The sequence below is a fragment of the Sinorhizobium psoraleae genome (assembly GCF_013283645.1).
Classification (GTDB): Bacteria; Pseudomonadota; Alphaproteobacteria; order Rhizobiales; family Rhizobiaceae; genus Sinorhizobium; species Sinorhizobium psoraleae.
Genome location: NZ_JABEKV010000002.1, coordinates 1,228,919 through 1,241,325, shown reverse-complemented (window position 1 = coordinate 1,241,325; position 12,407 = coordinate 1,228,919). Strand labels below are relative to the sequence as shown.

13 protein-coding genes are annotated in these 12,407 nt (G+C 62.8%); 6 read left to right on the top strand and 7 right to left on the bottom strand.

Going from position 1 to position 12,407, the window contains the following annotated elements:
• Nucleotides 1-71: 71 nt before the first annotated feature.
• Nucleotides 72-650 (top strand): helix-turn-helix domain-containing protein, encoded by a 579-nt coding sequence (locus ILFOPFJJ_RS14620; protein WP_210267415.1) that lies wholly within the window; start codon nucleotides 72-74, stop codon nucleotides 648-650.
• A 2-nt stretch (nucleotides 651-652) separates the two neighbouring features.
• A complete protein-coding gene (locus ILFOPFJJ_RS14615; RefSeq protein WP_173511241.1) occupies nucleotides 653-1,195 on the top strand; it encodes a GNAT family N-acetyltransferase in 543 nt (180 codons plus the stop codon).
• A 178-nt stretch (nucleotides 1,196-1,373) separates the two neighbouring features.
• Here ILFOPFJJ_RS14615 and ILFOPFJJ_RS14610 read toward each other — a convergent pair whose 3' ends face one another.
• The gene (locus tag ILFOPFJJ_RS14610) at nucleotides 1,374-2,012 is read right to left on the bottom strand and encodes an exopolysaccharide biosynthesis protein (protein WP_173511240.1); all 639 of its coding nucleotides are present in this window, start codon (nucleotides 2,010-2,012) and stop codon (nucleotides 1,374-1,376) included.
• A 348-nt stretch (nucleotides 2,013-2,360) separates the two neighbouring features.
• Between ILFOPFJJ_RS14610 and ILFOPFJJ_RS14605 the strand changes: the two genes are divergently transcribed.
• Nucleotides 2,361-3,023, top strand: coding sequence for a YiaD family glycine zipper/OmpA-like lipoprotein (locus tag ILFOPFJJ_RS14605; RefSeq protein ID WP_173511239.1), 663 nt, complete (start codon nucleotides 2,361-2,363; stop codon nucleotides 3,021-3,023).
• An 87-nt stretch (nucleotides 3,024-3,110) separates the two neighbouring features.
• On the opposite strand, the gene ILFOPFJJ_RS14600 is transcribed toward ILFOPFJJ_RS14605, so the two are convergent.
• The 6 genes from ILFOPFJJ_RS14600 to epmA form a co-directional block, all read right to left on the bottom strand.
• Nucleotides 3,111-3,923 carry a class I SAM-dependent methyltransferase gene (locus ILFOPFJJ_RS14600; protein WP_173511238.1) on the bottom strand — a complete coding sequence of 271 codons (813 nt, stop codon included), beginning with the start codon at nucleotides 3,921-3,923 and terminating at the stop codon, nucleotides 3,111-3,113.
• 113 nt (nucleotides 3,924-4,036) lie between these two features.
• Nucleotides 4,037-5,485 (bottom strand): MFS transporter, encoded by a 1,449-nt coding sequence (locus ILFOPFJJ_RS14595; protein ID WP_173511237.1) that lies wholly within the window; start codon nucleotides 5,483-5,485, stop codon nucleotides 4,037-4,039.
• A 28-nt stretch (nucleotides 5,486-5,513) separates the two neighbouring features.
• A complete protein-coding gene (sigJ, locus tag ILFOPFJJ_RS14590) occupies nucleotides 5,514-6,407 on the bottom strand; it encodes an RNA polymerase sigma factor SigJ (protein WP_173511236.1) in 894 nt (297 codons plus the stop codon).
• A gap of 1 nt (nucleotide 6,408) precedes the next feature.
• Nucleotides 6,409-6,840, bottom strand: coding sequence for a carboxymuconolactone decarboxylase family protein (locus ILFOPFJJ_RS14585; protein WP_173511235.1), 432 nt, complete (start codon nucleotides 6,838-6,840; stop codon nucleotides 6,409-6,411).
• Nucleotides 6,841-7,038: 198 nt separating this feature from the next.
• The gene (locus ILFOPFJJ_RS14580) at nucleotides 7,039-8,091 is read right to left on the bottom strand and encodes a lysine-2,3-aminomutase-like protein (RefSeq protein ID WP_173511234.1); all 1,053 of its coding nucleotides are present in this window, start codon (nucleotides 8,089-8,091) and stop codon (nucleotides 7,039-7,041) included.
• A complete protein-coding gene (gene epmA / locus ILFOPFJJ_RS14575) occupies nucleotides 8,088-9,140 on the bottom strand; it encodes an EF-P lysine aminoacylase EpmA (protein ID WP_173511233.1) in 1,053 nt (350 codons plus the stop codon). The genes ILFOPFJJ_RS14580 and epmA overlap by 4 nt, the downstream gene beginning before the upstream one ends.
• Nucleotides 9,141-9,333: 193 nt before the next feature.
• Between epmA and efp the strand changes: the two genes are divergently transcribed.
• From efp to mbfA, 3 genes are all read left to right on the top strand, one after another.
• On the top strand, nucleotides 9,334-9,903 hold the full coding sequence (gene efp / locus ILFOPFJJ_RS14570; RefSeq protein WP_028002239.1) for an elongation factor P: 570 nt from the start codon (nucleotides 9,334-9,336) through the stop codon (nucleotides 9,901-9,903).
• A gap of 153 nt (nucleotides 9,904-10,056) precedes the next feature.
• Nucleotides 10,057-11,298: an SAM-dependent methyltransferase gene (locus ILFOPFJJ_RS14565; protein ID WP_173511232.1), complete on the top strand. Its 1,242-nt coding sequence runs from the start codon at nucleotides 10,057-10,059 to the stop codon at nucleotides 11,296-11,298.
• A gap of 111 nt (nucleotides 11,299-11,409) precedes the next feature.
• Nucleotides 11,410-12,393, top strand: a complete 984-nt coding sequence (mbfA, locus tag ILFOPFJJ_RS14560) for an iron exporter MbfA (RefSeq protein ID WP_173511231.1) — start codon at nucleotides 11,410-11,412, stop codon at nucleotides 12,391-12,393.
• Nucleotides 12,394-12,407 lie beyond the last annotated feature (14 nt).

Here is a 12,407-nt window from a genome sequence, read left to right as displayed (position 1 = left end):
GCATGGGCGAAATTTATTTGATGGTCCCCCTACGGCTTGACTCCACTATATGGGAAATGCAATCTCAGATAATGGAAAATATAAACGATCCTCTCGAACATGCCATTGGCGAGCGGGTGCGGCAGCTGCGAACCGAGCAGGCGCTAACGCTGGATGACCTCGCGACGCGCTCCGGCGTCAGCCGGGCGATGATCTCGCGCATCGAGCGCGGCGAGGCGAGCCCGACGGCACAGCTCCTGGCGAAGCTTTGCAGCGCGCTCGGGACGACGCTCTCGGCGCTCTTCGCCTTCGATGTCAAAGATAGTTCGCCGATCGCCAGAAGGGCAGAGCAGCGACTCTGGCGCGATCCCGAAAGCGGTTACCTGCGCCGGTCCGTTTCGCCGGAAGGCGTCGGCTCGCCGGTCGATATCGTCGAGGTCGAATTTCCGCCCAGGGCCCGCGTCGTCTTCGAGCGCCAGCCGGCGGACCGTGGCATCAGCCAGCACCTCTGGCTCTTCTCCGGACGGCTCGAACTGACGATGGAGGACGGCTCCCATCTGCTCGAGGCGGGAGACTGCCTCTTCATGGGACTGGAGGAGGCCCATGTCTTTCACAACCCCTATGAGGAGCCGGCCCGCTACGCCGTCATTCTCTGCCGCACCAAGGTTTAGCCATGCCCGAGATAAATATCCGCGTGCTCTGCGAAGAAGAAACCCGCGCCGCCCTGCCGGCGCTCGCCGAGATCCTTTCCGACTGCGTCGAGGGCGGCGCATCGGTCGGGTTCATGCAGCCGTTTCCGCCAAAGGATGCCTCGCCCTTCTGGGAAGGCGTCGCCGCCGCGGTTGCCCGGCACGACGTCGTGCTCATCGTTGCCGAGGTCGACGGCCGCACGGTCGGCACGGTACAGCTTGGGATCGGCACGATGCCCAACCAGCCGCACCGCGCCGACGTCAAGAAGCTGCTCATACATCGGGACGCCCGCGGTCTCGGTCTTGCGCGTCGCCTGATGGAGAGAGCGGAGATCGAAGCGATGAGGCGCGGCAGACGGGTGCTGGTGCTCGATACGGCCACAGGCGAGCCGGCGGAGGCGATCTATGAGCGCTTCGGCTGGCTGCGCGCCGGCGTGGTTCCCGACTATGCGCTGATGCCGGACGGCCGCTATTGCGGCACGACTTTCTTCTACAAGCATCTCGCGCCTTACTGCATGATTCCTTAAATCGGAATCGATTTAAGGACAAAATCATGCAGCAATTCAAAGTGCTACAGCGACCTTTGCGCGTCCGATTGGACGCGCGGCGCTGTAGATCATTTCATTGCTTTGATCGCCCGGCTTTGCATCCGGACCGATTTCGACGGCTGCAAGCGGCTGTGGCTGCTTCCTGCCGGCCCGCCGCTCACGAAACGAAGAAGCTGGAAAGTCCCTGGCCGGCCGCAAGGGCTGCATAGGCGAGCACGGCGAAATAAATCGTCGTTGCGACCAGGAAAAGATAGCCGCCGGCCACCATCAGGCCGTCGCGCTGGATGATGCCCAGCGACAAGAGCAGGATCGCGATGCCGGGCAGCGTGTTCGACAGCGGGATCAGGCCGAGCGGAAACATCAAGAGCACGCCGCCGGCCATGATCATAAGGCCGTTGAAGCGGTTCATGACTGCGCCCTGCGTCAGGAAACGCAGTCTCGGCCGCACGAAGCGGTCGAGCTTTGAAACGAGCGCCGCCCCCTTCTTCAGGGTCGGCACGAGCTTTTCGGTTTCGATCTGACGATCGAGAATGCGTTGCGGCAGCCAGGGCAGGCGGTTGAGGGTGATCGCCAGCGAGATAAGGATGATCGCGGCCCCAAAGACGGTGCTGACGCCGGGAATCGAAACGGGAATCAGGAACGGCAGCGTCAGCAAGGCGCAAAGCAGCAGAAAACCATGCTCGCCGATCTCGATCATCAGCTCGCGGAGCGTGATCGTATTGCCTTTGATCGAGGCGATCATGTCGTTCAGCGTGTCGCTGAGATTGCGTTCCGTGTCGCCGAACTCGACCGCCATGCTTGTCATCCCCGCTTCTGTCGCCCTTGCAGCACCGTGCGCCGTTTCAGAGGCACAATAGAACGCTATAAGGCTTTGAACTGCTGCATGGGCTTGTCCTAAATCGGTCCGATCCAACAAACCATGCAGCGGGCCCGTATAGCACGGGCATGTGAAGGATCGGTTATCCGGTGCTCTGGACAGCAATATGGCGGCGTTCGGCCATTTTGTCGGGCTGCCGCGACCGTTGCCGGCGTGCAACATAAAGGTGCATTCCGCCGGTTGCAGCGCGAACGGAATGCCTCTTCATCTTCCTGCCTTAATCGATAGTATGAAGCACCTTCAGCACCAATGGGGACAATCGATTCGATGATCAAGAAATGCGCCATCCTGGCCATTGCGGCCGTGTACCTTTCCGGATGCACCACCACCGATCCCTATACGGGAGAGCAGAAGATGTCGAATACGGCGGGCGGTGCGCTGATCGGCGCGGGCCTTGGCGCCGCAACCGGCCTTCTGGTCGGCGGCAGCGCCGCAGGACGGCGCGATGCCGCGCTTGTCGGCGCCGGTATCGGCGCGCTCGGCGGCGGCCTGGTCGGCAATTACATGGACCAGCAGGAATCGGAACTGCGCGCCCAGCTGCAGGGCACCGGCGTCTCGGTGACGCGTGCGGGCGACCGCATCATTCTCAACATGCCGTCGAACATCACCTTTGCGACCGACCGCGACCAGGTGATCCCGCCCTTCTACCCGACGCTCGACTCGGTCGCGATCGTGTTGCGCAAGTTCAACCGGACGCTGATCGACGTCGACGGCCACACCGATTCGACCGGCAGCGCCGCCCACAACCAGGGTCTCTCGGAGCGCCGCGCGGCGTCCGTTGCCAACTACCTCGGCAGCCGCGGCATCGACCAGCGGCGCATCTCGACCATGGGCTATGGCATGGAACGGCCGATCGCTTCGAACGCCACCGAGGCCGGCCGCGCGCAGAACCGTCGCGTCGAAATCTCGATCGCGCCGATCAAGAGCTGATCCGCGAAATCACGGATACGAGAAAGGGCCGCCGGCATGCCGCGCGGCCCTTTGCTCGATCGGGGCATCGCAGGCAGTGCGGACGTGTCAAAACCAATAGCGAAGCAGGCGCCCCATCGGCGGTAGCATCGGGGTCATCTTCAGCATCTGAAGCGCGATCTGCATAGGCGGCGACATGCGCGCAATCGCGGCATTGCTCCAGCTCGCATGGTCCTCCGCCAGCGTCAGGCCCGGTACCTGCCGCTCGATTTCCGCCGGATCGTCGAGCGCCCAATGAAGATCAGCGCCGGTCGCACGAATCGCGGGGTTGAGGCTCAGCAACCAGGTCATGAGCCGGCTATAGGCATCGAAGGCGATCTCGCCGGATGGGAAATGGCCGACGAGCCTGCGCAGAAGCAGCGGCACCTCGTTCTGCCCCAGATAGGGCAAAACGCCCTCGGCGACGATCAGCGCCGGCCTGTCGGATGGACATTGGCAGAGCCACGTCTCGCTGGTGATCGAGGACGAGATCATGGCATAGTTCTCGCGGCAGCGGTAAACACGCCGCCTCAGCGCGATAACGTCGGGAAAATCGACGTCGAACCAGTGCACCGGTGGTTTCGGATCGACGCGAAAGACGCGGCTGTCGAGGCCGCAGCCGAGGTGCAGGACGGTCGCATCCGGATGCCGGTCGAGGAAGGCTGTGGTCCAGCGATCGAGCAAATAGGCGCGCAGCGCGATCGCGATCGTCATGTCGTGGCCGACCTTCAGGTGCGTAAGGTCCTCGCCAATGCGCGCGAGCGCGGCGGCGGCGAAATGGTCATGGAGGACGGAGTCCGGCATGGCGCTCTCCTCCGCCTTCGCCCGGAGCGTGATCAGCGGCGTTGCCTTGACGCCAGTGAAGCAAATCTCCGGTGCCATGGCTCTCTCCAACGACATCGACGGGCGATGAATTCGATCATCTCCGCAGAAGGCCTCGCAAACCGGAGCTGCGCGCGGCGAGCGCGCATCCCCGCAATGTTCGAGTTCCGACTCTAATCCATTTCTTGGTTCAGCATATGTCGATTTGCGGTTTCACGACCGGCCCTTACGGCAGCGATAATGCCCAAGGCGGGTGCGAGTGCGAAGAGCCCGAAGAGCCAGATCGCGGCCGAGGTGGCGCCTTGCGCCGTGCCCTCGTCGATACCGGCAAGGTTGGCCGTCATGCCGGCGAGTGCTGCGCCGAGAGATGCGGCGAAGAGCTGAACCGTCGTGATCGCCGCGGACGCCTTTTCCTCTTCACCGGCTGGCGCCGCGCCGTAGACGGCCGTGACGATGTGCGGCCACGCAAGCCCGATGCCGAAGCCGACAGCTGCGATGCCGAGGCAAAGCGGCAAGGCGATCGCGGCGAAGCCGGCAGAGATGACCGGCATGAAAGAGGCGATCGTCAGGAGGCCGGCGAGGCCGAAGACAGGGCCGACGGCGATCGTCTTGCGTGCGCGGCCGCCTTGCCAATGGGCGCTCGTCATCGATCCAGCCGTCCAGCCGAGCGCCATCAGCGCAGCGATATAGCCGGCAACCAGGGGAGACCGCCCGTGCAGTTCCTGCAGCAGATAGGGAACGTAGATCTCCGGCTGCATGCCGATCATCGCGAATGCAATGGTCCCATAGAGCGCGGCGAGCGGCGTGCGAGGGTCGAGGGCGCCTTTCGGCAGCAGCCTCGCGGCCGCGCGACGTTCGCTGGCGACAAGCATCGCAAAGAGCACGAGCGCAACACCGACACCGGCGATCTGTTCGCCGATCGCCGTGCGGGTTCCGCTCACCGACAGCACCAGAACGATGCCGATGAGAAGGGTGAGTTGCATCAGCGGTAGTGGACCGCGGGTGCCCGATGTCCTCCGCGGCAGGGTCGAGAGGGCGAGGACCGCGAGCAGTGCCGTCAAGGGCATGAGCGACCAGAAGGCTGTCCGCCACGCGCCATATTCGGCGAACACACCGCCAACGGCGGGACCGATGAGCGTCGCCGTGCCCCAGGTGGCGGATATAAGCCCGATCGCACGCGCCCAGAGCGTCGCCGGAAAGACCATGCGGATGACGCCGTAGGCAAGCGCGTAGAGAAGTCCGCCGCCGAAGCCCTGGATGGCGCGGCCGGCAAGCAGCAATGCCATGTTTGGTGCAACGGCGCATGTGAGCGAGCCAATCCCGAAGATCAGCGCGCCGACCGCATAAGCGCCGCCGGCACCGGCCCGATCGAGCAGCCGCGCCGAGAGCGCCGCACCGAGAATGGACGCGGCGACGAAGAGCGTCGTGCTCCAGGCATAGTAGTCGAGCCCGCCGATGTCCCGTACGACCGATGGCATGACGGTCGTTACGATATAGATGTTGAGCGCATGCAGGGCGACGCCGCCGCTGAGCACAAGCGAATGGATGGCGTTCCCGCCGGAGAAAAGCGTAATCCACCCCGCGTCGGACGCGGCCGGAGCGTCTTTTGTCTTATCGAGCATGTCTGAGCCTCGTTGATCGGCGGCCATTTCAGTGAACGGCCGTTTCGTCGAGATGGGCGAGCTTGTCCGGATTGCGGACGATGAAAATATCGGAAACCCGACCTTTGTCGTCATAGCCGAAGGAAACCGTCGCGGCGACGTCGTCGCCGCCTTCGCTCCGTAGCACGATGCCGCGTCCGCCGTTGAGCTGTGCGGTTTCCCACCGGTAATGCGACCAGTATTCGGTCAGGCGCTCGGCAATGAAGGTCATGACGGTTTCCTTGCCGGAAAGGGTGGCGAGTACCGTTGCTGCCTTGCCGCCGCCATCCGCGGTCAGCTTCACGTCGGCTGACAGCAGTGCCGAGAGACCGGCGAGATCGCCGCCGTGAATGGCTTTGTGGAAGGCGGTGAGCAACGCGTCCTGCCGTTCGCGCGGCGTCGTATGTCGGGTTTGAGCCACGCCGATATTGGATTTTGCGCGCGAGACCAGCTTGCGGGCGGCTGCCTCCTGCATGTCGAGCGTTTCGGCAATCGTGTCATAGGATTGACCGAAGATCTCGTGCAGCAGGTAGGCTGCCCGCTCCTTGGGCGTCAGCCGTTCGAGCATCAGCAGGAATGCGGTCGTGAGCGAGGAAGTGAGCGCTAGTTTCTCCTCAACATTGTCGTCGCTTGCGGTGTGGATCGGTTCCGGCAGCCACGCGCCGACATAGTCGACGCGTTTGCGATGGGCGGCCTTGAGCAGGTCGAGGCAGCGACGTGTGCAGGCGGTGGTGAGCCAGGCCGACGGAGTTTCGATCGCAGAAAGATCGGCCGCCTGCCACTTCAGGAACGTGTCCTGCACGGCGTCCTCGGCGTCGGCGCGCGAGCCGAGAATGCGGTAGGCAAGGCCGAGGAGGCGGGGTCGCGCCTCATCGAACATGCCGCTCTTGTCGTTGCGAACCATGTCAGTGCCTCGAAATCTGGATGCGGTTCCAAAGGTTGATCATCGCCACGGTCGAGGTGATGACGCTGATCTCGTTGTCGCTGAAGTGCTCGCGAAGACGGGCGCGCAAGCTTGCGAAATCCGTCCTTGGTTCGAGTTCCGTCAGGGCTTCGGTCCAGGCAAGCGCGGCTTTTTCGCGCTCGGAAAAATCGCCGACCTGATCCCAGACGACGATGCGGTCGAGCCGTTCGCTCGTCTCGCCATCGGCACGGGCCTCCTTCGTGTGCATCTTCACGCAGAAGCCGCAGCGGTTGATCTGGGAGGCGCGAAGCTGGACCAGATGGTGGATCATCCGGTCGAGGCCATGGCTGTCCATTTTGTTGTGCACGTCGGCGAGCGCGCCGAGCACGTCCGGGATCTCCTGTTCGTAACGGACGGCTTTTCTATCGGTCATGGTCTGTCTCCATTTGCTCAGTCAAATGATGCTTGCGATCAGTTGACGATTGACCATGGACGCCTGTGACGTGGGTACTGCATGATTCCTTAAATCGGAATCGCTTTCAGGACAAAATCATGCGGCAATTCAAAGTGCTGAAGCGATCTTAGCGCGTCCGATCGGAACGTTCGGCGCTGTAGAGATCGTTTCGGGAGGTCATCCGCTCGGCGGATAAGCGTGCTCGTTTCCGCGGAAGTCGGTGACCGTGTAGCAACCGCCGCCTTCTGCCGCGATCGTGCTTGCGCCGACGACCGCCTTGCCGTGGCCGCCGGGGATATCGAGGATATAGGTGGGTTGGCAGAGCCCGGAGACGCGGCCGCGAAGCGCCGCGACGAGCGCCTGGCCCTCCTCGATCGTCAGCCGGAAATGGCTTGTGCCGGGGGCAAGATCCGGGTGATGCAGGTAATAGGGCTTGATCCGCGTCTCGACGAAGGCGCGCATGAGCTCCGCAAGCACGGCCGCGTCGTCGTTGACGCCCTTGAGGAGCACCGACTGGCTCACCATGACGATGCCCGCATCGATGAGACGCGCAGAAGCGGCGCGCGCCTCGGGCGTCAGCTCGCGCGGGTGGTTGGCGTGGAGCGCCACATAGGTCGTCTTGCCGCTGGCCTTCAGCGCCTGAACGAGCTCGGCATCGACGCGCCCCGGTTCGACAACGGGCACGCGGGTGTGAAAGCGGACGATCTTGACGTGGTCGATCGCGCCAAGTCGCTCCATGATTTCGTGTAGCCGGCGCGGCGACAGCACGAACGGATCGCCGCCGGTGAGGATCACTTCCCAGATCTCCGAGTGTTCCGCGATGTAGGTTATCGCCGCATCGAGCTCGGCAGGCGTAATCGTACCGAGCCCCTGTGGCCCGACCATTTCGCGGCGGAAGCAGAAGCGGCAATAGACCGGGCATACATGCACGGCCTTGAGCAGCACGCGGTCCGGATAGCGATGAACGATCCCGGAAACCGGACTGTGCGCACCGTCTCCGATCGGATCCGCGCGCTCTTCAGGCGTTTGCGTGAGCTCGGCTATATCGGGTACGAACTGCCGAGCGATCGGATCACCCGTGTCCTGGCGGTCGATGAGGTCGGCAATTGTTGGACTGATCGCGACCGCATAGCGCGAGGTCACGCGCGCTACCGCTTCTTCGGCCGCCGGTGCGACAAGGCCGGCGTCGACCAGTTCGCGAGCCGTTCTGATGGGGCGCCCGGCGGTCATGCGCTTGCCTCCGCGACCGGGGCCCATAGCACCTGATCGATGCGCGAAGCCCCCGTCGCCAGCATGACCAGGCGGTCGAAGCCGAGCGCGATGCCGCTCGCCTCGGGCATGATGGCGAGAGCCGACAGGAAGTCTTCGTCGAGCGGATAGGTCTCGCCATAGACGCGCGCCTTTTCCGCCATTTCGAGTTCGAAGCGTCGGCGCTGCTCGGCGGCATCCGTCAGTTCGCCGAAGGCATTGGCAAGCTCGACGCCGCAGACATAGAGTTCGAAGCGTTCGGCGACGCGGCGGTCCGGTGCTGTCGGCCTGGCAAGCGCCGCCTCGGCGACCGGATATTCGTCAAGGATCGCCGGCCGGCCGAAACCGAGATTGGGCTCGACCTTTTCCACGAGCACACGGCTGAAGAGGTCAGCCCAGGTGTCGTCGTCGGCAACGCGCAAGCCCGAAACCCTCATGGCCGCGGCCAGCCGGTCCCGATCGGTCGCGCCGTTCCCGGCGATCGACGCTAGCAGGTCGATGCCTGCGAAGCGCTCGAACGCTTCGGCCAGCGAAAGCCGCTCCGGTTCGAGAAAAGGATCGGTGGTCCTGCCCTGATAGGAGAGGGATTGCGTGCCTGTCGTCTCGGCGGCAAGCGCGAGGATTTCGGCACAGTCGCGCATCAGCGCCTCATAGCTCTCACCGGCGCGGTACCATTCGAGCATGGTGAATTCGGGATGATGCAGCGGCCCGCGCTCGCGGTTGCGATAGACATGGGCAAAACAGGCGATCCGCTTTTCACCCGCAGCCAGCAGTTTCTTGCAGGCGAATTCAGGCGAGGTGTGGAGATAGAGCGGCTGGGCGGCGCCGTCGTGGCCGAACGCCTGCGTTGTAAAGGCATGCAGATGCGCCTCGTTGCCCGGAGATACTTGCAGGCTCGCCGTGTCGACCTCGACGAAATCCCGTTCGTCGAAGTATCGCCGCAACGCCGATTGGATCCGGTTGCGCCCGATCAGAAACGGCCGCCGGTCGGCATGGACATCCGGTGTCCACCAGGGAGAAGCATGCGGCATGATCGGTCGGTCCAAACTTTCTTCGTGTGCCAAGTTTCTTCGCGTACCAGTTTCTTCGCGTCATTGCCGGCGCAGGCTGGCTATTTGCGCGAAATTAGGGTAGTTGCGGCGCGAAATCTAAGTTTTCGCGTCCTTTCAGGGCCGGGTTTCCCGGCTCGCCGTGTCGCGCATACCTCTGTTACAAGGAAGACTAATGGTCAAGGTCATCGCTTCTTCTGTCCGCAAGGGCAACGTTCTCGACGTAGACGGCAAGCTCTATGTCGTGCTTACCGCACAGAACTTCCACCCGGGCAAGGGCACGCCGGTCACGCAGGTCGACATGCGCCGCATTTCCGATGGCGTGAAGGTTTCCGAGCGCTACCGCACGACCGAGCAGGTCGAGCGCGCCTTTGTCGAGGACCGCGAGCACACCTTCCTTTATGAAGATGGCGAAGGCTTCCACTTCATGAACCCGGAGACCTACGACCAGCTCGTCATGTCGGCCGAGGACATCGGTGATCTGAAGGCCTATCTCCAGGAGGGCATGGCCGTGATGTTGTCGATCCATGAAGGCATCGCGATTGCCATTGACCTGCCGCGTCACGTCATTCTCGAAATTACCGAGACCGAACCGGTGGTCAAAGGCCAGACGGCTTCCTCTTCCTACAAGCCGGCCGTTCTTTCGAATGGCGTCCGCACCCTGGTGCCGCCGCACATTCAGGCTGGCACCCGCGTCGTCATCGCGACCGAAGACGGCTCCTACGTCGAGCGCGCCAAGGACTGATCTGGGTCCTGACGGAGATCCAAACGGGGGCGGTGGTCGATGACTGCCGTCCCTGTTTTCGTTTCCGGTGCGTAGCTGCAAATTCGGCGCGCATTTTATTAGCGCGATGCTAGGATGCCGCCCTCTGGAGCGGGATAAGAGGCGCGGCACTGCATGTTTCCACTATCGCATATGATGAAGGCGTTCATTCGCAAGGGCAGCCTGACGGTGATCGATGCCGAGGGCAAACGCCATGTCTTTGCCGGCGAGCCCGGGCCGAGCGTGACAATGCGGCTGACGGACAAGCGGCTTTATCGAAGCCTGGTTTTCAATGCCGAGCTCGCTGCCGGCGAGGCCTACATGGACGGCACGATGCGCTTCGAGGAGGGCTCGACGCTTCGGGACTTCCTCACGCTGTTCTCGATCAATCGGTTATCGCTCGGCTCCTATCCGATTCAGAAGGTGCTGCGGGCGATCAAGATGCGCTTTCGCAAGCGCCAGCAGGCGAACCCGAAGGGCAAGGCGCAACAGAACGTCGCGCATCATTACGATCTCGGCAATGATTTCTACAAGCTCTTCCTTGACGAGAACATGCTCTATTCCTGCGCCTATTTCCGCGATCCCGAAGAGACGTTGGAGGCGGCGCAGCGCAACAAGCTCAGGCTGCTCGCCGCGAAGCTTTGCCTGAAACCGGGGATGAAGGTTCTCGACATCGGCTGCGGCTGGGGTGACCTGGCGCTCTACCTGGCCGCGCTCGAAAACGTTGAGGTGCTGGGGGTGACGCTTTCGAAGGAGCAGCAGGCGCTGGCCTCGGAACGGGCCCGCGCAGCTGGCATGGCCGATCGCGTGCGTTTCGAGCTGAAGGACTACCGCGACGTTCATGGCCCCTTCGATCGCATCGTCTCGGTCGGCATGTTCGAGCATGTCGGCGTTCACCACTACGACGAATTCTTCAAGAAGCTGAATGCTTTGATGCCGGATGACGGGCTCGCCGTGCTGCACTCGATCGGACATATGAGCCCGCCCGGCATGGCGAGCTCATGGCTGCGCAAATACATCTTCCCCGGGGCCTATTCGCCGGCGCTCTCGGAGGTATTCACGGTCGTCGAGCAGAACAGCCTGTGGGTGACCGATCTGGAATTCCTGCGCGTTCACTACGCTACGACGCTGGCGCACTGGGGCAAGCGCTTCGAGGAGAACCGCGACAAGGTGATCGCGATGTATGACGAGCGCTTCGCCAGGATGTGGGAATTCTACCTGATCAGCGCGGAGATGATGTTCCGCACGGGCAGCCAGCTCGTATTCCACATGCAGCTGTCGCGTTCGCGCGACGCGGCCCCGATCGTGCGTGACTACATCACCGATCAGCAGCGCGCCTATATCGAACGGGAAAAGACACTCAATCTCTCGATCTGACGCAGTTCCTTCGACTGCGGTTGTTGCGAAGTCCAGGGCGCGCGTGCCGCGCTCTTGACGCGCGCAGCCGTGCTTTCTATTTTAGAATTATTCTAAAGAAGGTTATTGCAGATGCTTTCTCGCCTTTTCTCCCGGTTCAAGCGCCCGTTTCTTTCCCTGAGCGAGCAGGAGATCCTCGCTCTGGCGATTTCATCCGAGGAGGACGACGGCCGCATCTATCTTGCCTATGCGGATGCGCTGCGCGAAAAATATCCGCATTCCGCCAAGGTCTTCGAGGAGATGGCCGAGGAGGAGAGCCATCATCGCCAGGCACTGATCGACCTTCATGTCGCCCGCTTCGGCAGCCGTATCCCGCTGATACGGCGCGAGCATGTGCGCGATTTCCCCGAGCGCAAGCCCGATTGGCTGATCGCCGAGATGCCGATCGAAAAAGCGCGCGACGAAGCGGAAGCAATGGAGGAGACAGCCCACCGTTTCTACGTGCAAGCCGCAGCGCGAACGCAGGATGCGGCAACGCGCAAGTTGCTCGGCGACCTGGCGATTGCCGAGAAATCGCATGAATCGCTCGCCCGTCGGCTTGGCGAGAAGCATACGCCCGAGAATGTGCGCGATGAGGAAGACCAGACATCGCGCCGGCAGTTCATCCTCACTTACGTACAGCCGGGGCTTGCGGGACTGATGGACGGCTCGGTCTCGACGCTGGCGCCGATCTTTGCCGCCGCCTTCGCGACCCAGGATACCTGGCAGACCTTTCTCGTCGGCCTTTCGGCCTCCGTCGGCGCCGGCATCTCAATGGGTTTCACGGAGGCCGCCCACGACGACGGCAAGTTGTCGGGACGCGGTTCGCCGGTCAAGCGCGGACTTGCCTCGGGCATCATGACGGCGCTGGGCGGGTTGGGTCACGCGCTGCCCTATTTGATCCCGCACTTCTGGACGGCGACCGTGACCGCGGCCGCAATCGTCTTCTTCGAGCTTTGGGCGATCGCCTTCATCCAAAACCGTTATATGGAAACGCCCTTCCTCAGGGCGGCCTTCCAGGTCGTCCTTGGCGGCAGTCTGGTGCTCGCCGCCGGCGTCCTGATCGGCAACGCCTGATGGACATAAAATCT